Below are 21274 nucleotides of genomic sequence, written 5' to 3' on the forward strand. Positions count from 1 at the left end.
TCTTTCATAATAAGAAAAGTTATATCATGCATATTACAATTATGACCAATGAATTGTATTTCTGAAACATATAATCACCTCGCATATATGATAAGAGCAAAAACGTGATTTTTCACTTTCCTCTTCTATTGAGAAATGAGTTGTTTTTCATATCGCTTGTTCGCATCATCTTCTGTCAAACATGCAGTTGTGTAATGAATAATATTCCGGTTATCATACGTAAACATATGTTCTAACTTATTTTCTTCTGTTAATACTGTCGGTAAGTATTTTGGTAAATTGCTAACTACTCCTCTATTATCACCATCTAATATCCAATCAATTTCTTTCCATTCTAATAGACCTTCAGCCGTACGTAATGGTGTATTCATTTGCATTCCATCTGGCAAATCAGCAACGAACACATACATTCCTTCACTAGCCTTGGGCTCATCTTTACCTTTAAAATCAACAGTCCCTTTATACGTTACACTTGAAAGTTCTATGCCCGTTTCCTCAAATGTTTCTCTAATTATTCCTTCGTATGGCGTTTCATTATCTTCTATTTTTCCTCCAACACCATTCCACATCCCCATATTCGGCTTTTTATTTCTATTTAATAGCAGTATTTTATCGCTTTTTCTAATAAAGCAAATTGTGTATTTGTACATACGATCATTTCCTTTCATTTTCCACATGAGTTATTTGGCTTATTTTCAAGTAAAAACACTCGCCTTACAATTCCTTACTACATAATATATAGTACAACTTTCATGCGTAAACACTTTACGTCAAACGAGAGAATCCTTTTTAGAAAGGAGAATTTAAAATCGATAATATAAACAATGAATTTCTAAACCAATATTACTACAGCCTCGTATGGTTAAACGATACACACTGGTTCGGGGTTCCAATCTGTAAACTTCCCTCTGATCTCTTTTTGTATCAAGAAATCATTTATGAATTAAAGCCCGATTTAATTATTGAATGCGGGACTTTTCACGGTGGTAGTGCACTGTATTTAGCTTCTATGTTAGATTTAATTGGAAAAGGTCACGTACTTACTATCGATATAACTCCGCAGCCAAATCGACCATCACATAATCGGATTACGTATTTAACAGCATCTTCTGTTTCTGTGCAGGCCATCCAAACAATAGTAAGCATGCGCAAACCTGATGATGTGGTTTTAGTTATTTTAGATTCTGATCATAGTAAAGAGCATGTATCCAAAGAACTATTACTATATAAATCTATCGTCACTACTGGCAGTTATATGATTGTAGAAGATACCTCCATTAATGGACATCCGCTTCTTCCCGATTGGGGTCCTGGCCCGATGGAGGCTGTGGATGAGTTTTTAACTAAAAATAATAACTTCATAATCGACGAGTCTAAACATAAATTTTTCATATCATTTAATCCAAAAGGTTTTTTAAAGAAAATAAAGTGAAACTTTAATAAGTGGGGTTTTGCTCCTCTCCCACTTATTCTATTATTTTCATTTTTGAAAAAGGATAATATACAAATTCCACCTTGCCAATTATGTTATCTTCTTCAATATATCCTAAGCCATTTCGACTATCTCTACTTACTTCGCGGTTATCTCCCATTACAAATAACTTATTTGGCGGAATTTTTGTCTTTTGAAAGTTATAAAACACTTGTGTGTTGTTAAATAAATCTTTGTTTGTATATGGTTCTTCTTGCTTTTTATCGTTCACATATACCTTTCCGTTCGTTATGTTAATTACATCACCAGGAAGCCCTATTACACGTTTCACATAATATTTCGATTCATCCGCTTCCTTTATAATGACAATTTCTCCGTGTTGTAAATTAGAAAGACGTACTACTGCTTTATTTACAAATACGTAATCTTCTTCATATAAAGTCGGCTGCATCGATTCCCCTTCCACCTTACATAAAGTAAAAGAATGGTAGCCTATGACTATCACCAATATAAATAGTATGTACTTGCCCCAGCCTCTCTTAATCTCCTTTTTCATATCCATTCCCACCTTATAAAGCGCTTTTTAACTCAAAAAATATATCACTGCACAATATGTTTCCATGCAGTGATACTATTTTTACTGTGCCTTGTTCGGTTGTTCTACTGGAATTGAATTTGCATTTGATCTATTTGTTTTTAACTCAAAATACGCATCCAAAATTTCTTTACCAATCGCAGAATTAATTCCTGATTTATCATCATTCACCCATGGTACAACAACTGAAAAAGCCACTTCCGGATCAGCATCATATGGTGCATAACCGGCAAGAGTTAAATTATAACATTTTTTTCGGTTGTTGTTCTCATCTCTTCCAATATCACTTTCTCCACCATATACTGTCTCAGCTGTTCCTGTTTTTCCCGCTGGTTTATATGGTAGACCTTTAAACGTTCCGGTACCTGTTCCGTCAGCTTCTTGAAAAACTCTTCTAAATCCTTCTTTTACATGATTAATGTACGAAGTATCCATATCCACTCGATTTAATACAACTGGTTCAATCGACCGAACGACTTTTCCTACATCCTCTGGTCTATTCGGTTGCTCTCTAACTTCTTGTACAATTTGTGGTTTCATTCGGTAACCGCCATTTGCAATGGTTGAAATATATTGTGCAAGCTGAAGCGGCGTATATGTATCATACTGTCCAATCGCGTAATCAAGTAAAAATCCGGGTATGTTATCAGTTCTACCTACTTGACCAATTGATTCATTTGGCAGGTCAATACCAGTCGACACACCTAGGCCAAATTGTCTAAAATAGTAGCGCATTTTATTAAATGTTTCTTGTTTAATGTCTAATGGATTGTTTGGGACATAATTAATGCCTGCCATTTTTAAAGCCGTATTAAACATATAAACGTTCGATGACACTTGCAAAGCTCTTAAATCATCAATATCCCCAAATTCTTTCCACGATTTCTTCGGCTTAGAACTTCCTTTAAAATACATTGGTGCATCAAAGAAATGTGTATACGGCTTAATCGCTTCTGTTTGATATCCAGTTAATAAAGTAGCACCTTTTACAGTTGACCCTAACTCATAAGAACTTGTCATCGTTCCTAATGCATAATCTTCTATTTGCATACCGCCATCTTTATTTACAATTTTCTTTCCTGCCATTGATAAAATTTGACCGTTTTTCGGATTCATCATTACTACGAACGCACGATCCATCATCGGCTCTGCAGCATGAAAGGCTCGTAAATTCTTTTCAAGGCTTCCCTCTACTCTTTTCTGTAAATCCATATCGACTGTTAACATCAAGTTATTTCCACTTTTTCCTTCAGTCACTTTTTCTGTTCGAACAATCTTCCCTGCTTTATCCGTAATATTTTTAGACTGTTCTTTCGTTCCGTGTAGTGCATCTTCGTATTGTTTTTCGATGTAACTTTTACCAATACGGTCGTTTCGATTATAATCACGAACTAAATAATAATCTAATTGTTCTCTTGGCAACCCTTCATTTTCATTAGAAACGCTACCTAGTATAGAGCGCAGTATTTTATCATTTGGGTATTCACGTTCCCAATCTACTGTTGTATCTACCCCCGGTAAACTTGCCAACCTTTCACTAACGACAGCATATTCATTTTGACTTACATCTTTTTTAACGATTTGCGGCGTCATTTTATATCCCGCATTCATTTTGCTTTTAATGGCTAGTACTTCTAGGTCTTCTTTTGAAAGTTCACTTAATTCTTCTTGTGTAATTCTTTCCCTACGTAACTCTTCAACTTTTTTATCTAATTCTTTCCCTTCTATCTCCTGCTTTCTAAATTTACTCTCATCTTCTTTCGTTACTTTCGCTGCTGCCCGCTTTTCATTTAACTGCATCCAAAAATCCTTTTTATCTGTTTCTGTTAACTTGTCTATGTCCTCTTGCGACATTTCAATTAGCTTAGCTAAATCTCTTGCTACTTGTAAAACTTCTTTCGAGTCTACTCCTCTCATTTTCGTATATGTAACGGTTCGCAATGGTTTATTATTTACAATAACGTGACCTTGCCGATCAAACATTTTCCCTCTAGGAACGGGAGTGCTTACCGTTACATCTTCCTTTTTATTTACTTCATTTCTATACGTTTCTCCATCAATGATTTGTACTTTACCTAATTGAATTATAATAGCTGAAAATAAAAGAAAGACAATAAAAAATAGTACATTTAACCGAAATGGAATATGAGTCTTTTTCTTTTTCGATAGTTTTTTCTGCTCCTTTTTCTGTCTCATTTCGCTCCCTCGCTTCATTCTATTAACATTTCTACGCAAAGTCATTATGTATCAAATTTATTTATATGATATATATAGAATTTTATATTAATTATAAAAGAAATAAAAGATTTAATTTTCAGTTTTTTATTTTTATATCCTATTTATTACCATTCCCTGAATGCAAAATAACATGAATATTATTCTAAAAGAAAAATGGGGCAAATTTATTTTTATACCATTAGTTTACATTTCTTTGTATACTAAAGAAATAAATTTATAAAAGACATTACTTAAGGAGAGAACGAAAATGACAGATTCGTTTATCATACATACTAAAACGCCACATTGTTTAAACTTTATGATCTACATTCAAAATATGTATCTCAACCAAAAAGAGAAAAAAGGAAATTTACGTTTTCCTTACATAGCAAAAACATTACATTTCTCAAGTGACTTTGAAACAAATTTCAAAGAATTATGGCTGACTCTTCGTAAGCAAACTGCTAACGACAGATATGATTTACAAATTTTCCACGAGGAGAATCATATATTTTATAAGAAACTTTTTGACGCTAATTTATGTGATGAGGAATCATTTAAAGAATTAATATGTAGCTTTAAAGTATGGTGGACTAGCATAGTAGGTCAGCTTTCAATAGAATGTTCCGTAAGTAATTATAGTGAACAACTTTATAATGACTTAGTTTTATACTTAAAGCAAAACGAAATAGAGCCTTTACAACAGCTACATATTAGCTTACTTTATGACGATTGTTTATTGGTTAAAGAAAACATTTCTTCCTATTCTGCTATTTTGCCGACTAAAACCTTTTTTATAAATTATAGAGATGTGGTTACTACATTATCGACCTGTTTTCATGTTGCTTAATACAGCGATTACCCAAATAAAAAACTGAGGTGGATACCTCAGTTTTTTCGATAATTTATTTTATTGAAGATAACCCTTCAACAAACTCACCAATCTTATTTTGAAAAACAAAATCAAAGTTATATTCTTGTCCTGTTAACTCTTCATTTACTAAAATTGTCGTTGCCCCGATTTCCCTCTTTGCGATTTGTGGGAATGAAGCGACAGGTTGTACTTTTAACGACGTTCCTAAAACGATAAGTACATCTGTTTCATATAAACGTTTCATCGCATTTTGATATTGAGGCAGTGTATCTCCGTATAAAACAACGTCTGGATTTAAAATGAAATTACACTTCTGACAACGCGGCACTTCATGATCAATCATATACTGTAAATCATATCCCGCTTTACACTTCGGACAATGTGCTGTTTGAAGTGTTCCATGTAAATCAATGACATGTTTACTGCCACCTAATTGATGTAAACCGTCAATATTTTGCGTTAAAATCGTAATATCTTTCCCTTGTTCTTCTAGCTCAGCTAAAAAACGATGTCCACGATTTGGTTTATATTGATGGAACGTATTAATTTGAAAGATTTCTTTATAATGCTTCCAAAATTCTTTCGGACTTCGGTTATAGTACCCTCTTGATAAGTACATCTCCACATTCGCATCAGCATACAATCCATTTGCTGAACGAAAATCTGGGATACCACTTTCCGTACTTGCACCAGCGCCTGTTAATACTGTAATTTTCTTCGCTTTTTCTAAAATTGAACGTACCTCTTCAAATTGTTGCACAAAAATCACCTCTATGTATTTTCCTATTCTTATTATACCAGTTGTTTACAGGAGGTGTTGTACAATTCATTTTACTTAATGCGTTGCGCCGCCAACCTCTACAATATCTCCTTCAACTGTCATCGTTACTTCGATTGCCAATTCTATCCCCTTACGAATAGTAGAAAGTGACATACTCGGTTGCCCTGGATAGTTACTCGCTTGTTCTGGTAAAAACGGAATATGAATGAATCCGCCTTTTATTTTCTTATCATGTTTCTCTAGTTCATGCATAAGTCCATAGAATAAGTGATTACAAACGAATGTGCCTGCCGTCTGTGAAACAGATGACGGTATGCCCTCTTCGCGAAGTTTTTTTACGATTGCTTTCATCGGAAGTGTAGACCAATACGCAATCGCTCCTTCTTCTACAACCGGTACATCTACTGGCTGATTCCCTTCATTATCAGCAATTCTTGCATCATCAATATTAATTGCGACACGTTCTATCGTAATATCTGGTCTGCCCCCAGCTTGTCCGATACATATAATAATTTCCGGCGCTAGTTCTTCTATATACTCTTTTAATACGCTTATTGATTTATGAAATACAGTTGGTATTTGTTTGCTTATTATCTTGTATTCTCCAATTGTTTTTTCATGCAAACCTTTTGCTACTTCCCAAGCTGGATTGATATTTTCTCCGCCAAACGGATCAAACCCTGTTAATAATACTGTTTTCATAGTTTTATCCTCCTAATTAAAAACGATATACAAGGCCGTACATAATAAACATATTTATGATAAAAATTGAAAGAGCAATTGGTACTTGCGCTTTAATAACCGCATTTTTATCCTTTAGCTCTAAAAGCATCGCAGGTACGATATTAAAGTTTGCTGCCATTGGTGTAAGCAGCGTTCCGCAATATCCAGCAAACATACCGAGTGCTGCCATAATTGCTGGGTTTCCGCCGTGCATTTGAACTATTAAAGGTAAGCCAATTCCGCCAGTAATAACAGCAAACGCTGCGAATGCATTTCCCATTACGACTGTAAATAGCATCATGCCTAAACAGTACGCCATAACAGCAACGAACGGATACTCTGTCGGTAACACTTGTCCGACTAAATCAGAAACGACTTGTCCAACGCCCGACTTCGCAAAAATACCGCCAAGTGCCGCTAACATTTGTGGTAAAATAACAGCCCAGCCGACAGCTTGTAATAGTCTGCTTCCTTCTTGAACAGGCGTTGTTATTTTCGATTTTGTAATACGCATCGCCGCGACAAATGCGAGTAATGCACCAAGCGCTAATGCAACTAAAGTTACTTTATCTGGATCAACAAGAGAGACATTTCCCCATTTAATTTTCCCTAACGTCAACGTACCGATAATTGTAAAAATAGGAATTAATAGTGCAGGCATAAAAATTTTATTTTTTAATTTCTCAGCATGTTTTACACGTTCTTGTACTGGAACTTCTTTTTCCTCTGATTTTGTCACTTTATTTAGCGAGGCTAAAACGACCATAGCGAGCACGATACAGCCAACGTAAAACGAAGGAATTACATTTCCAAATAAAAATGTAACTGCAAACAATGCCCAAAATAAACTAGAACCGAATCTGTTTGGATGTTCACGATCGAATGCGATACGAACAGCGATAAAAGCAACAATTATCCCTAATACATAATAGATTGTATCCATTGTGATGATGTTCATATTAGATTGCCTCCTTCTCTTCTTTTCCTTCTGCCTTCATTGTTTTCTCTATATATTTATCAAACCTTCTAAATCTAATCCAGCTTACAATAAGTGCAGATATTGCTGTCGGAATGCCCCAAAGTGCCATATCCCATACACCGACATGCATACCTACTGAATCGAAGAATCCTTTCATTAATAAAATAGCACCAGTTGCGATGAAAATATCTTCTCCGAAAAACCAAGCTGTATTTTCCGCAGCAGCTGCGTTTGCTTTAATCTTTTCTCTTAATTTTTCAGGAAGTTTACCGTATTTACCTTGCGCAGCCCCTTCTGCCATCGGTGCAACGAGCGGCCTTACTGTTTGCGCATGCCCACCAATATTAAGCCCTAGTGCTGCTGATGATTCTCTTATCGTAAAATATGACATTAATACTCTTCCAGTTGTTGCTCCTTTTGATTTCGTTATAAGTGCTTCGGCTCTTTCTTTTAAACCGTAACGCTCTAAAATTCCGATTACCGGTAAAGTTAATATAATTGGCATAGACATATATCTATTTTCTATGAAAAATTTACCGAACATGCTGATCACATCATAAAAACTTAATCCTGAAACCATACCAGTAACAATACCTGCAACCATAACTACTAAAAGTGTATTTAATCTAAATAAAAAGCCCACTGCCACTAATAATATCCCGATTAATTTCACCAATTCCAACACTTCCCCTCATTTTTTATTTCGGTGCACATATAGAAATACCATAATACCCGAATGTTCTGTATATTCTTTCTGCAAATTGCACTGCTTTTTCCCCATCACCGTGTAAACAAATCGTTTGCGTCTGAACTGCTACTTTCTCTCCATTGATCGAATTTACATGGCCTTCTTTCACCATTTGAAGTACTTGCTTTATCGCTTCGTCTTCATCTTTTATAAGCGCATTTTCTTCTGTACGGCTCGTTAATGTACCATCTTGCTTATACGTACGATCCGCAAAAGCCTCTTGTACGAGAGTTACATTGTATTTTTCTGCAGCCTGTATAAACGCCTCGCTATTTGCTAATCCGTAAAGTAATAGACTTGGATTTATATGATAAATTGCCTTTGCGATTGCATCTGCAATTTCCGGATTAGACGCCGCCATATTATATAAGGCACCGTGCGGCTTTACGTGCTGCATCTTCCCGCCAGCCACTTTTACAAACCCGTCTAATGCGCCGATTTGATATAAAACATAATCGTATACTTCACTTGCTGAAACATTCATGTTTCTTCTACCAAATCCAATTAAATCAGGAAATCCAGGATGCGCCCCTATTGCTACGTTATGCTCCAAAGCTTTTTCAACAGTTTGACGCATAATAGACGGATCACCCGCATGAAAACCGCAAGCAACGTTTATAGAGGAAACGAACGGAAGAATTTCATCATCATTCCCCATTTTATAAGCTCCAAAACTTTCTCCTAAATCACAGTTTAAATCGATTGTAGTCACAATGTATTCCTCCTAATTCCAGCTTCGTAAAGCGATGAATTTCTTTAATAGATTCATATTTACTTCCTGTTCTATGTACAATTGTTCCGCTTCTTCAAGCGTAATTTTCTCAAAAGAAACATAGTCCCCCGGCTTTAGCTGGGCAAGAAGAGGTAAATCTACTGAAATGATATTTCCCATTCTCGGATAGCCACCTGTCGTTTGCCTATCTGCCATTAATATAATCGGCTGTCCGCCATTAGGAACTTGAATGGTTCCAAATGTAACAGGACTCGATAAAATCTCTTTTTCTTCAATCCTATTTAAAACTTCTCCCTCAACCCTATAGCCCATACGGTCAGCATAATTAGATACCTTATACTCTTTCGTAAAAAATGCCTTTCTACTTTCTTCTGTAAATTGATCGTATTCAAAGTCAGCTATGACACGAAGCTTAGGATGTTTCTTATACTTTGGTAGTACGCTGTTGCTAATTACCCATTTCGTTTTTATTCGCTCATCTTTTTGTAAGTCTTGAATGAAACGATTCGCCATTTCTGAGTACGTACCAATTTGAAAACAATCTCCTTTTTTCAGCATTCTTCCTTCTATACCACCAATCGCAGCACGTATGTACGTACTTTTGCTTCCCATTGTACGCTCAATATGTATACCACCCGCAAAAGTCACATACGCTCTACAACCACTTTTCACTTTTCCAAAACAAAGCATACTACCTTCTTCCGCTAAAATGGGACGCCATAATGGGATACGTTCTCCATTTAACAACGGTTCCATATCAACCCCACCAATTGCGAGTAAAGTCGTTTTCTTTATTAACAATTTAGGACCTAAAATCGTCATTTCTAATCCTGCTTCATTCTCTTCATTACCGACTAACATATTGATGAGCCTAAGCGCATTTTTATCCATAGCACCCCCAACAGGTACACCAAACTGTTGATAATAAGATCGCCCTAAATCTTGGACTGTTGTAAACATTCCTGCATGCAAAACTTCTACATCCATTCTTTAGCCCCCTCAAGTGATACGTACTCTTCCTTCGTTATCGGGATAAATCGTAAATACATACCACTTTGAATATATGTTGGCATTTCTTCTTTCGGATTAAATAGAGCAATAGGTGTTCGGCCGATAATATTCCATCCACCTGGTGTTTCAAGCGGATAAATACCTGTTTGATTTCCCCCAATACCTACTGAACCAGGAGAGATTTGTAATCGTGGTGTTTCTTTTCTAGGTGTTTCTAATTCTTTTGATAGTCCTCCTAAATACGGGAACCCTGGTGTAAAACCAAGCATATATACAAAATATATAGTTTCACTATGTATTCGAATCACATCTTCTACTTGTAAACCGTGATAATGCGCGACCTCTTCTAAATCAGGTCCATATTCTCCCCCGTAGCACACTGGTATAGAAATATGTTTCACATCCTGTTTTACTTCTTCTTTATAAGAATCACACAGCTCCTTTATATACTGGCGAACGTAATCATGTGACCTTTCACTTCTCTCATTTCCCTTCCATACTTCGTATACATTGTAGTAAACAGCTAATGAAGTAAACGACGGAACGCACTCTATCATTCCTGCAAACGGATGTTGCTGCAGTGCTTTAAATAACCGCTGTACTTTCTCATATATACCCATCTTAATTTCTTCACCAAATGTAACAATAATTGCTTGATCCCCTAACGCAGAAAATTTCATCCTACTCCCTCTTTCTATGCCAAAAAGCCGAGTTCTTTCGAAATGCGATGCGCTGTTTCTTTCACCTTCGCAATAAAATATGAAATGTTACTTTCGCTGTACTCAATTGCTAATCCTGAAATACTAATGCCTGCTACAACCGTTCCATCGCTCGCGAAAATGGGTGCTGCTATCGCGGCTGTATGATTTTCTAACTCAGAATAACTAATTGTGTAGCCTTCCTTTTTTGCCATTTGCAACACTTCTAACAATTGTTCCTTATCCACGATTGTTCCATCTGCAAACTGTTTTAAATCCACTTCCTCTATGTATCTCCGTTTCTCTTCCTCAGAGAAATACGATAGTAAAATTCTTGGACATGCACCAGCATAAAGCGGTGCTCTTCTTCCAACCGCCGTATACACGCGTACCGGCTGAACACCCTCCATCTTTTCAACGTAAATTGCCTCATTATCATCTTGAATTATTAAATTAACTGCCTGTCCTAAACTATCTCTAAGTTCTTTCATATAAGGAATTGCTATATTTCTTACTGATAATCGTTGTGAAACAAGTTGACCGAACCGTAAAAATACGACCCCTAAACGATATTTCCCCTTTTCGTTTTTTTGTAAAAACGCCATCTCTTCTAACGAGCCAATTAAACGATAAACAGATGTTTTCGGCATATTTGTAAGCCGAACCATCTCAGTTAAACTTAGCTCTTCATGCTCATAAAACAACTCTAAAATATCCATTGTCTTAACTGCCGTTTTATTTATACTCATTCTATCTCCCTTTCGTTCCAAATTACGGAACTTAAATTCCATTTTTCGAAACAAACATATAATTTAAAATTATAAAATATTCTTTCAATTCAATCAATAGATTTTAAGCAAATAAAAAAGTATGGAAGAATATCTCTCCCATACTTCACCATACTTCACCACACTTTATAACGCTCTTACTTGTTCCAACGGCCAGAAAACAGCTTGTCCTTTTCCGACAATTTCATCTTCTGAAATAAAGCCAAACATGCGACCATCCTTAGAAACTTCACGATTATCCCCTAAAACAAATACTTGGCCTTCTGGCACTTTCGTTTTCCCAGTGATTTGTTCTAACGTAAAGTCTGGAGTTAATACACGACCTACTGCTTTTTCTTTAAACTTTTTTAAATATGGTTCTTCCATCGCTTTTCCGTTTACATATAAAACATCATTTTTATACTCAACTGTATCGCCTGGCAAACCAATTACTCGTTTTACTAAATCGTATCCTTCTTTTCCGTGGAAGACGATAATATCAAAGCGATCTAATCCACTTATACTATAACCAATCTTATTCACGAGAACTCGTTCGTTATTTTTTAAAGTGGGCATCATTGATTCACCTTGCACTAAAGAAGGTGTAAATAAAACACCGCGAATAATAGCAATTAATACAAGGGTAAAACCTATCGTTTTAGCCCAAGAGAATAATTCTTTCTTCGTATTTTCCTTCATCGTTTCTCCTCTTTCTTAAGCACTTATTTTATTATTTCAACTAATTCTTGTACTAAATTAGGATCTATTTCAGAAAAACATGATTTTCCTTCTCTTACCGCTGTACCGACATGCGCCTGCGTGATTCCAGTTTCATCTAGCAATCGCTTTATATTTTCTTTCGTCACGCCAGCTCCAGCTACAAGCTGAATTTGACCATCGCTTACCTTTTGCATTTCTGTAAGCACCGGAATATTCTCTACTATATTTCCTTGTCCACCTGAAGTTAAAACGTGAGTCACTTTATGAAACTTCTTTAAAGTTCTCATCGCTTCTACTGGATTTTCTATATCATCTATCGCACGGTGGTACGTTACATTTATTCCATCTACAACAGATAGTAAGTCCGCTAATTTCTCTTCATCCACTTCATTTCGTTCATTTAATACGCCTAATACTACACCAGCTGCTCCTAACTTCTGTGCAACTATAATATCTTCTTTCATCATTTCAATTTCTTCTTCCGTATATGTAAAAGACTTCGCATGCGGACGAATCATAACATGAATTGGTATACTTACCGCTTCTACCGCTTTTTTTATAAAAGCATAACTCGGTGTTAAACCACCTTCTGTATAAGATGAAATTAATTCAATCCGCTTCCCGCCAGCGCTTTCAATTCGTTTTACATCTTCTAAACATGTTGCAATAACCTCTAGCATGAGATGACCTCTTTTCGTGCTTTTTTCTTATTATAACATTAGTAAAAATAAGAAGCCTAGCTTTCTCCTTTAAAACTTAAAAAAGAAGAATGAAAAGAAAGATTTTTTTATTGGCAACAATTATTGGTAACATCCTATTATTCATGTACACTCCTACCATAATGAAAAAACCCGTCATTTTGACGGACTTTTCTAATTTCAAGCTTTTCTTTCCTCAGTTTTCATATCAATGCCTAATTGATCTTCCAATAACTTTACACCTTTCTTTGTAAGATGGACAGCTCGGTTCTTATCCGTTTTTGTAATCCATTCCTGTTCAAAAAATAGTTTTGCTATTGCAGATCCTAACCAACCGGCAATATGGTAGCGTCGTTCACTCCAATCAAGGCAAGGTTTTGCAAATACCCTCCTTTTTGTATCTGCCTCATCAACATTTATTCCAAAATTCAGAAACCATTGCTTACCTTGTTCCGTTACAATGTATTCTCCATCCTCTAAAATTATAAATTGCCTATCTAGTAATTTTTCAGTTATCTCTACACCGAGTTTGCCTGCAAGATGATCATAACAAGTTCGAGCATAACGAATTTGTTTTAGTTGGCTTGATTGTTTTAAAGAGCGAACTTGAACTGTTGGTGCAATTGTCCCTAACTTTTCAAGCACTTCTGCAACTTCTTGATTAGCAAGTCGATAGTAACGATGTCTACCATGTTGTTCAACTGTAAGTAAATTCCCTTCTACTAATTTAGAAAGATGCGAACTAATTGTTGGATGTGACACTTTTGCCATATAAGCCAATTCACTAGCAGGTAGTGCCTGATTATTCATTAGACAATCTAATATGATTGCTCTTGTAGGTTCAGCAATTAGTTTAGCTATATATGAGATATTCGGATATACATTCATATTTCGATGATACCCTAACTATTAAATTGATACAATTATTTTAAGTTTAATAGTAAAGGAGAATGTATTATGAATGCAATTGATCTTAGTATATTAAATTTGAAAGAAACGAGAAGGCGCTCAGAAAAATTATGGAATTCTCTTCCTAACAATTTTCTTAATTGGAAGCCTGATCCTGAGGCTATGTCTTTTGGTGAGATGATTCGTCATGTATGGAGTTCAACTTTTTACTACCATATGATTATAAAAAACAACGGTTCAATAAACGACATACGTATCCCGTATGATGACGAGCCGATTACTTGTGTAAAAAAAGAAATTGAATTGGCACAATCATACTTTACTGACTTCATAGAATATGTTCAATCGATAAGCATAGCCGAGCTAGATTCAAGACTTATTGATAGAAGCGATGTTGGCTATCAACGATATTTAGGCGATATGCTATTACGAATTGCCTATCATGATGCGGTCCATGCAGGTCAATTTTTACAATATTTACGAACGGTAAACTTAGAAAGACCATTAATTTGGGATTAAATACGAAAAATGTTTATACAGCCTCCAAACTGGCATTACAATAAGAATTTTTCAACAAGAAACAATCACAAAACCATGATAATCATTTATATTAAAAACCTACATCTCAACCAAGTGCTTCATACATATAAAAAGCATGGGTTTGATTAGTAATCAAACCCATGCTTTAAAAACTATGACCGAAACGCCGCATCCGCAAGCATAGATAGTGTTGCATCATCCATCGGCGGATTATGCAGTCCTGCTCTGACATTTAAATAGTAACGATGGAGCAGATTTTTTTCTGATAGACTTTTTGCTCCTACGATGCGCATTGATTTATCCACTATGGATATCGCCGCATTTGTTACAGCATATTTCACGGCTGCTAATTCTGCTTGCAGTGATAGTTTATCTTCTGCCTCATCGTATTTTTTCGCAATTTGATATAAAAAGACGCGAGCTTGCATAAGCTCGAGTTCTAATTCTCCAACTAATCTTCTAACATTCGGTAATAAACTAATAGAATGGTTTAAACTATTTGGTTTGTATGATCCCGCAAACTGAACTGCATAATTTCTTGCTGATTGTGCAATTCCTAAATAACATGCTGGTATATGTAGCAACCAGCCAATACCCTTTTGTTTCACTTTCCCGCCTTTTACATCCGTAAAAAAGCGGTTGTCTATCTCTACATTTTGTAAGACAAGGTCGTGGCTAGCAGTCCCTCGCATTGCAACGCTATCCCACGTTTCTTCAATAGATACACCGAGTGTATTTCTTGGAATAACAAACTCACCAACTTCTTCTTGGCCTTCCATACTTGCTGAAATAATAAAATAATCAAGTACTGGCGCCATCGTTGTAAAAGTTTTTCTTCCATTTATAACCCACTTCTCGCCTTGTTGAACCGCTATTGTTTCTGGTTTGCCGCCACGCGTCGGACTCCCTGTTTTCGGTTCTGTTGCTGCCCTGTTAAAGAGCGCACCATTACGTACTTCTTCGCAAAACCATTTGAACATCTCATCATTCCAAGAGCGATTTTCCGCTAGCTCTTTCACAATGCCAAGATGCCAGCCAATCGATAATGCAGTAGCTCCGCAGCCTTCCGCGATTTTCTCTTGAAATAAAACAAAGTCATATAAAGAAATCGCACTACCACCAAATTCCTTCGGTAACGTTAATTTCGTATATCCGATATCTTTCAAATCATTTATATTTTCATACGGAAATGATCCCAATTCACTTAGCTGATGCTCCCTTTCCATGAACTTCGGAATCAATTTATTTATTTGTGCAATAATGAAAGATTGTTCTTCTGTTTCAACAAATGAGAGTGCCATACTATAATCTCCTTTATGTTCGATTCATCAACCGCTCACTTTTTCATTATGATTATATGAAGCTACCTCTCTATTGTTTCACTATTCCGATAAAAATACAATGTTTTTGACTAATAAGAAAAGTTCCTATTTAAGGATAGGTTCTTTTCTTATGTTAATCTCCCTTCAATGCCTTTAATGGCAAAGAGGTTACATATCCAATATACGAGAATAATTCTTTAAAGAAGAATGGAATTTCTGTGTCTAACGTTTTATATGCTGATGTCGGCGTTGGTGAAGCATACGCTTCAATATTAATATGTTTTGCAATTCTCATTGCGCGTTTCATATGAAGTGGATCACTTACAATCGTGTATGTGCGTATTCCGTTCTCTATTCCAACTTGCTTCGCATTTTTTAAATTTTCTTCAGTGAAAAGGGATTTAGTTTCAATTAAAATATCTTCCTCTTTTACACCTTGTTTCATTGCATATACTCTTGCAGTACGTGCTTCCTCAAGTTCTGCCTCGAACTTTGTACCACCTGTAAAAATAATCTTTTTAATATTTCCGTTCTTATATAAAGAAATCGCATGATTAATTCTTTCTTTAAATACAGGAGATGGTTTTCCGTTCCACGAAGCTGCTCCTAGTACGATACCAGCATCCGTTTTCACGTCATCATTTGCTTTAAAACGATAACTCCAAATATCGTAAGCTGCATAACTTACATATAAAATAGCAGAACAAATCATTAGTAAAAATACTTGAAAGATTCGTCTTTTCTTACTCTTCTTATTTTCTTTCATTTGTAATTGCCTCCGTACATCATCCATACTTCTATAAAAAACATTTATATCAAATCGTTTTGTTTGAGTTTATTTAAAAGAAGGAACTTTACTTGTTATTTATGTATAAAAGGGTTTTCATTTAAAATTGAGGATTATCAATTCATTTTCATTTGCGGTTTTCATTACATTTTTTAAATTCATAAGTTTATTACCATACAACTACATTGTAACGAATTTTTTCTCAGAAGGGAACGATGAAACAAAAGGAATTAAAATAAAGTAGCATTTTGTAAGAAAAAAGGTATATTTTTCATGTCTCACGAACAATATACCTTTCAAAACACGAATTATAACTTTTCTTTATATAACTCTAATTTTTCTAACAATTGTTCTTTTACGCCTGGCCATTCACTCGAGATAATACTGTACACCACCGCATCTCTCACATAACCATTCGGTAATTTTCTTTCATTTCTAAGCACACCTTCTTTTACTGCGCCTAATCTTTCAATTGCTCGTTGTGCTTTTTCATTTCTTGCATCCGTCTTAATTTGCACTCTCAGCATATGCAGTTTTTCAAAAGCATACTGGAGAAGCATATACTTACACTCTGTATTTATACTCGTACGTTGTACACTCGGATGATACCACGTTTGCCCTAACTCAACTGTCTTATCTTCTACTGAAATATTATATAAACGTGTACTTCCTACAATCTTATTCGACTGTTGATCTACGGTTACGAAAGGTATTTGATTACCTCTTCCGTAGCCCTTTATCGCTTTTTGAACGTATTGTTGCATATCTTGCACACTATCCATTTTAGAGATTAAATACGCCCAAATATCCCGATTTCCTTCTACAATCGAAAACAAAGTTTCGACATCAGTATTATCCATTAACCGCAACTTTGCTCTTTCGTGAATAATTTCCATTTTTAAACCCCCTTTGCTGTTACTATATCATAAGAATCAAAAACGTATTATAAGAATAAAAAAATATAACGAAAAGAATTCTTTTCAAATATATTCTTCTCGTATAAGGTAGGAAGACCCATCAGTAACCCTTAAAAAAATAATTTTTTGATAATTTCCAATAAATTCTATATAATGATAAACGGGAGGGGATAAAAAATGCTAGATCAAATTACTTGGGGAACGCCAGGCAGCTTATTATGCTTAGGGTTCTTTTTTGCGGGACTAGGAATCTTCTTAAGAAGCGTTACGTCATATACGAAAAATAAATAAGAATATCCCGCTTTTAAACAAAAGAAGCCCTCTTTTTACAGACGGCTTCTTTTTTATAACTTTATCTTATTAAAACTTTAAAGCAATAAATAAGCAATCGGCGTAATAATAAGTAACGTTAAAATCGTTCTCTGCACATATAAAATAATAAGTTCAGATACTTTTAATGGAATATCTGTTGATAATATACAAGGAATGGAAGCGGAGAAAAACAAAATAGATGATACGGAAACAACTGCAATAACAAACTTTGTCACAATTGGTGCACTTACTACTAATAATGACGGTAAAAACATTTCTGCAATACCAACTGATGCGGCTTTAGCGGCTAAGTCTGCTTCTGGTAATTGTAATAGCCATGTAAACGGATAGAAAATATAACTGATCCAATCAAATATTGGCGTAAACTTCGCTAAGACGATACCAATTAATCCTACTGACATAATAGATGGTAAAATTCCCATCGTCATAATAAATCCATCTTTTAAATTCACTGCAATATTTTTCATAATGCTCGGTGCAGACTTTGATACTTCTAACGCATCTTCCCAAGCACGTTCTAACATTTTCTCTTTATAAACAGGCTCTGGGAACCCTTCTTCTGTTACATATGTATCTGGTTTTCTACTGAGGGGCGGGATTCTTACGGTGATAGCAGTCACGATGAATGTTACAACAAGTGTAGTCCAAAAATAAACATTCCATAAATGCATAATATCTAATGTTTTTGCGATGATGATCATAAATGTAGCGGATACTGTAGAAAATCCTGTAGCGATAATCGCCGCTTCTTTTGTCGTATACTTTCCTTCTTTATACACGCGATTCGTAATAAGGAGAGCAAGCGAATAACTTCCAACGAAGGACGCAACTGCGTCGATTGCCGATCTCCCCGGCGTATTCCATAATGGCCTCATAATTGGCCGACAAAATGTACCGATAAATTCAAGCAATCCATATCCGACTAATAACGCTAAAAACGCCGAGCCAATTGGAACGAGCAAACTTACTGATATGACTAGCTTCTCATACAAAAACGGTCCAACATCTGGCGCAAAGAACCAAGCTGGTCCTACTTTTAAACAATATAATATGCCAAAAACAACGCCAACTACTTTTAAAATAGAAAAACAAATGTCTACGATAGATGCATTCCATTTCTTCGTATAAAATGGATAAATCGCACCAATTGCCATAACAAATAATGCATAATAAGGTACTATGCCTGGAACCGAAGCCCTAATCCACGATACGATATGATCAATCATAATAGACGATGCACCGTTTATCGTAACAGGAACGAAAAACATAAACACCCCAACAAGACTAGCAAGTATAAACCGAAGAATAATTCCCTTCTCTCTCCCTGTCTTAATTACATTACTCTTTAATTCAATTTCACTCAAAATTCGACACCTCCTATTATCTAAATATTCTGTATAATTATGTTACATTCCTTCTTTCCATTTCTACTATTTAATCATATGAAAAAGCCTATTTTAAAATAGGCTTTTCTATTACCTCTCATAATCATCCACAATCACTTGAATGATACGATACGATTCTTCTGCTACTTTTTCATTACTATCCCTATTCGTATCATATGTAATTAACGCCTTCCAAAGTGCCCATCCTCTTGCTCTATTCCACGTTTCTTCATCTATGCGCAATACTTCTTTAAATACGTTTCTGCTATTCTTATCAAAAAAAGTCCATGCCATCGCCGCATCACAAGCAGGATCTCCTACACCTAAAATACCAAAATCAATTACAGCACAAAGCTTTCCGTCCTTAACGAGTAAGTTTCCAGGTGCAACATCCCCATGAACCCAAACTGGTTTACGCTCCCACGTTGACTGAAGTGCTAAATCCCAAAGATGCTTTAATACGATTTCATCAAAAACGTCCTTATTATTTTCGATCGCACCTCTCGCCTCTTTATCATATACCGATATAAGTCCGCCCCTGTAAAAATTATGTGCTCCAGCTAAAGGGCCGTTACTCGCATTAATAGATTGCAATTCTACTAAAAAGGATCCTAAGTCCGCCGCAAATTCATTTAAATCACGAACATTTTGTTTCGTAACTGTTTCTCCCTCTATCCACTTATTAATAGACCAAGGCAATGGATACGCTTCAGACGGATTTCCTTTCGCAATTGGTGTAGAAATTGGTAAAGAAAGTCTCTTACTTAATATAGGAAGCCAACTATTTTCTTTCTCTACTTGCGGTGCATATGCCGCATCACTTGGCAATCTTACACTCATCTCATCCCCTAAGTGAAACGTCCTATTATCATGCCCACTAAACTTTACAGGTTTCACTTCTAAATGGGCCCATTCGGGAAACTGTTCCTGTATTAACTTTTCAACTAAACTTACGTTAATTGGATGCATTCACATTCTCCTTTTCTTTTGAAACTTACTAAGCCCATCCGTACTTCCAACATATTCAAAATTATTTTTCTTATAAAAATCATTCAACGTACGATTATGCCCCACGCAATCTAACTTCAAATACTCTTTGTCATGTTGTACATTCTCTTCTATCCACTGTAAAATCCATTCTCCAATTCCGTTCCCCTTATACTTCCGTTTCACCGCAAATCTATGAATATATAATGAATTAGAAACTTCCTCTTTACCAAAAATATGTTCATCCCATTCATTTTGTTTAGGAGAAACTGTAACCGTACCAACTATTTCATCTTCTTTCAGAACAACATATGTATATTTCTCTCTTATACATTCTAGTATTTCAGCCGTAGCTTCCTCTCCTAAAAGATACTGCCACTGATCCACTTCTTTATATTGTAGCCATTGTGCTACTTCTTTTAATAAAAGGATAATACTATCACTTTCATTTTCAGTAGCAATTCGAATTGCATATTCTTTACGTATATTGCTCTCCATATTGCCTTTCCCCTTTCAAATTGCTACCATACTGACAAACGAGTCCTTCCATCATTTTCATCTGTAATATATTCTACATAAAATCCTTGATTCACTGCGTTTTCATACATCATTTCAATCTCTTCTTGGTTTTTCGCATAAATTTGCATATACTCACCATCCGCTACTAATACGACTACTTCACACTTACTCTCCTTAAATTCTTCAAATGTTGCAATTTCTCCTAGTACCTCTCCTTTTAGACATGCTTTTAGATCTAAAAATAAAAGATAATATATGTTATCTTTTATTAGCTTTTTTAATTCTGATCCTTCCATGATCTCGTTATCTTCTGAAAATAATTCTGGACCTAATTCATTCCCTATTATTATATAAGCTTCCTCCCTTCCCATGACTTGCCAATCAAATACAGTAATATCAATTGACTTTAATACTTTCCAAAGTAAATTATCATATCCATCTAGAATATCTACTGTAATCCCTCTTTTCATATGCTTGCTCCTAACTTATTCATTTTCATACATTATATATGAAATGTAATTACTATATTTTGTCGATACATATGTACATCATAAAAAACCGCTCCACTACTAGCGAAACGGTTTCCTTTTGCTTACATT

General features: G+C 35.4%; 24 protein-coding genes. 3 read left to right on the plus strand and 21 right to left on the minus strand.

Features of this window, described 5'->3' with window-relative positions; translation table 11 throughout:
• Positions 1 to 125 precede the first annotated feature (125 nt).
• On the minus strand, positions 126 to 668 hold the full coding sequence (locus tag HMPREF2590_RS01565; protein WP_228490604.1) for an NUDIX hydrolase: 543 nt from the start codon (positions 666 to 668) through the stop codon (positions 126 to 128).
• 140 nt (positions 669 to 808) lie between these two features.
• Between HMPREF2590_RS01565 and HMPREF2590_RS01570 the strand changes: the two genes are divergently transcribed.
• On the plus strand, positions 809 to 1432 hold the full coding sequence (locus HMPREF2590_RS01570) for a cephalosporin hydroxylase family protein (protein ID WP_083325412.1): 624 nt from the start codon (positions 809 to 811) through the stop codon (positions 1430 to 1432).
• A 34-nt stretch (positions 1433 to 1466) separates the two neighbouring features.
• Here the strand turns inward: HMPREF2590_RS01570 and lepB (HMPREF2590_RS01575) are convergent, their stop codons facing one another.
• Complete coding sequence (gene lepB, locus HMPREF2590_RS01575; protein ID WP_001986493.1) at positions 1467 to 1988, minus strand: signal peptidase I; 522 nt, start codon at positions 1986 to 1988, stop codon at positions 1467 to 1469.
• Positions 1989 to 2069: 81 nt separating this feature from the next.
• Positions 2070 to 4223, minus strand: coding sequence for a peptidoglycan D,D-transpeptidase FtsI family protein (locus HMPREF2590_RS01580; protein ID WP_001249182.1), 2154 nt, complete (start codon positions 4221 to 4223; stop codon positions 2070 to 2072).
• A gap of 289 nt (positions 4224 to 4512) precedes the next feature.
• Between HMPREF2590_RS01580 and HMPREF2590_RS01585 the strand changes: the two genes are divergently transcribed.
• The gene (locus HMPREF2590_RS01585) at positions 4513 to 5094 is read left to right on the plus strand and encodes a hypothetical protein (protein WP_050821946.1); all 582 of its coding nucleotides are present in this window, start codon (positions 4513 to 4515) and stop codon (positions 5092 to 5094) included.
• 55 nt (positions 5095 to 5149) lie between these two features.
• On the opposite strand, the gene HMPREF2590_RS01590 is transcribed toward HMPREF2590_RS01585, so the two are convergent.
• From HMPREF2590_RS01590 to HMPREF2590_RS01640, 11 genes are all read right to left on the minus strand, one after another.
• Entirely contained in the window at positions 5150 to 5878 is a 729-nt protein-coding gene (locus HMPREF2590_RS01590) for an NAD-dependent protein deacylase (protein WP_001183798.1), read from the minus strand.
• A gap of 75 nt (positions 5879 to 5953) precedes the next feature.
• The gene (gene pcp / locus HMPREF2590_RS01595; RefSeq protein ID WP_000859702.1) at positions 5954 to 6601 is read right to left on the minus strand and encodes a pyroglutamyl-peptidase I; all 648 of its coding nucleotides are present in this window, start codon (positions 6599 to 6601) and stop codon (positions 5954 to 5956) included.
• A gap of 16 nt (positions 6602 to 6617) precedes the next feature.
• Complete coding sequence (locus HMPREF2590_RS01600; RefSeq protein WP_001021658.1) at positions 6618 to 7580, minus strand: DUF979 domain-containing protein; 963 nt, start codon at positions 7578 to 7580, stop codon at positions 6618 to 6620.
• Between the two features lies 1 nt (position 7581).
• Positions 7582 to 8277: a DUF969 domain-containing protein gene (locus HMPREF2590_RS01605; RefSeq protein WP_000239809.1), complete on the minus strand. Its 696-nt coding sequence runs from the start codon at positions 8275 to 8277 to the stop codon at positions 7582 to 7584.
• A 22-nt stretch (positions 8278 to 8299) separates the two neighbouring features.
• Positions 8300 to 9061: a 5-oxoprolinase subunit PxpA gene (gene pxpA / locus HMPREF2590_RS01610; RefSeq protein WP_000207314.1), complete on the minus strand. Its 762-nt coding sequence runs from the start codon at positions 9059 to 9061 to the stop codon at positions 8300 to 8302.
• 12 nt (positions 9062 to 9073) lie between these two features.
• Complete coding sequence (locus HMPREF2590_RS01615; RefSeq protein WP_000382257.1) at positions 9074 to 10069, minus strand: 5-oxoprolinase subunit C family protein; 996 nt, start codon at positions 10067 to 10069, stop codon at positions 9074 to 9076.
• A complete protein-coding gene (gene pxpB, locus HMPREF2590_RS01620) occupies positions 10060 to 10773 on the minus strand; it encodes a 5-oxoprolinase subunit PxpB (protein WP_050821947.1) in 714 nt (237 codons plus the stop codon). Before pxpB ends, HMPREF2590_RS01615 begins: the two co-directional genes overlap by 10 nt.
• Positions 10774 to 10787: 14 nt before the next feature.
• Positions 10788 to 11540: an IclR family transcriptional regulator gene (locus HMPREF2590_RS01625; protein ID WP_000026392.1), complete on the minus strand. Its 753-nt coding sequence runs from the start codon at positions 11538 to 11540 to the stop codon at positions 10788 to 10790.
• A 165-nt stretch (positions 11541 to 11705) separates the two neighbouring features.
• A complete protein-coding gene (gene lepB, locus HMPREF2590_RS01630) occupies positions 11706 to 12257 on the minus strand; it encodes a signal peptidase I (protein ID WP_000662498.1) in 552 nt (183 codons plus the stop codon).
• Between the two features lie 23 nt (positions 12258 to 12280).
• The gene (locus HMPREF2590_RS01635) at positions 12281 to 12958 is read right to left on the minus strand and encodes a copper homeostasis protein CutC (protein WP_000895111.1); all 678 of its coding nucleotides are present in this window, start codon (positions 12956 to 12958) and stop codon (positions 12281 to 12283) included.
• 198 nt (positions 12959 to 13156) lie between these two features.
• Complete coding sequence (locus tag HMPREF2590_RS01640; RefSeq protein WP_001103809.1) at positions 13157 to 13864, minus strand: ArsR/SmtB family transcription factor; 708 nt, start codon at positions 13862 to 13864, stop codon at positions 13157 to 13159.
• 69 nt (positions 13865 to 13933) lie between these two features.
• On the opposite strand from HMPREF2590_RS01640, the gene HMPREF2590_RS01645 reads away from it, so the two are divergent.
• The gene (locus tag HMPREF2590_RS01645; RefSeq protein ID WP_000991284.1) at positions 13934 to 14404 is read left to right on the plus strand and encodes a DinB family protein; all 471 of its coding nucleotides are present in this window, start codon (positions 13934 to 13936) and stop codon (positions 14402 to 14404) included.
• Positions 14405 to 14577: 173 nt separating this feature from the next.
• On the opposite strand, the gene HMPREF2590_RS01650 is transcribed toward HMPREF2590_RS01645, so the two are convergent.
• From HMPREF2590_RS01650 to HMPREF2590_RS01680, 7 genes are all read right to left on the minus strand, one after another.
• The gene (locus HMPREF2590_RS01650; protein WP_001218339.1) at positions 14578 to 15726 is read right to left on the minus strand and encodes an acyl-CoA dehydrogenase family protein; all 1149 of its coding nucleotides are present in this window, start codon (positions 15724 to 15726) and stop codon (positions 14578 to 14580) included.
• A 154-nt stretch (positions 15727 to 15880) separates the two neighbouring features.
• A complete protein-coding gene (locus tag HMPREF2590_RS01655; protein WP_000662216.1) occupies positions 15881 to 16513 on the minus strand; it encodes a YdcF family protein in 633 nt (210 codons plus the stop codon).
• Between the two features lie 329 nt (positions 16514 to 16842).
• A complete protein-coding gene (locus tag HMPREF2590_RS01660) occupies positions 16843 to 17430 on the minus strand; it encodes a GNAT family N-acetyltransferase (protein WP_000402584.1) in 588 nt (195 codons plus the stop codon).
• A 389-nt stretch (positions 17431 to 17819) separates the two neighbouring features.
• Entirely contained in the window at positions 17820 to 19148 is a 1329-nt protein-coding gene (locus HMPREF2590_RS01665; RefSeq protein WP_001289414.1) for a YjiH family protein, read from the minus strand.
• 111 nt (positions 19149 to 19259) lie between these two features.
• On the minus strand, positions 19260 to 20138 hold the full coding sequence (locus HMPREF2590_RS01670; protein ID WP_000553364.1) for an aminoglycoside phosphotransferase family protein: 879 nt from the start codon (positions 20136 to 20138) through the stop codon (positions 19260 to 19262).
• On the minus strand, positions 20139 to 20654 hold the full coding sequence (locus HMPREF2590_RS01675; protein ID WP_050821948.1) for a GNAT family N-acetyltransferase: 516 nt from the start codon (positions 20652 to 20654) through the stop codon (positions 20139 to 20141).
• Between the two features lie 23 nt (positions 20655 to 20677).
• Entirely contained in the window at positions 20678 to 21145 is a 468-nt protein-coding gene (locus HMPREF2590_RS01680; RefSeq protein ID WP_000820204.1) for a DUF2691 family protein, read from the minus strand.
• Positions 21146 to 21274: the final 129 nt, after the last annotated feature.

The organism is Bacillus sp. HMSC036E02, assembly GCF_001836235.1.
Lineage (GTDB): Bacteria > Bacillota > Bacilli > Bacillales > Bacillaceae_G > Bacillus_A > Bacillus_A cereus.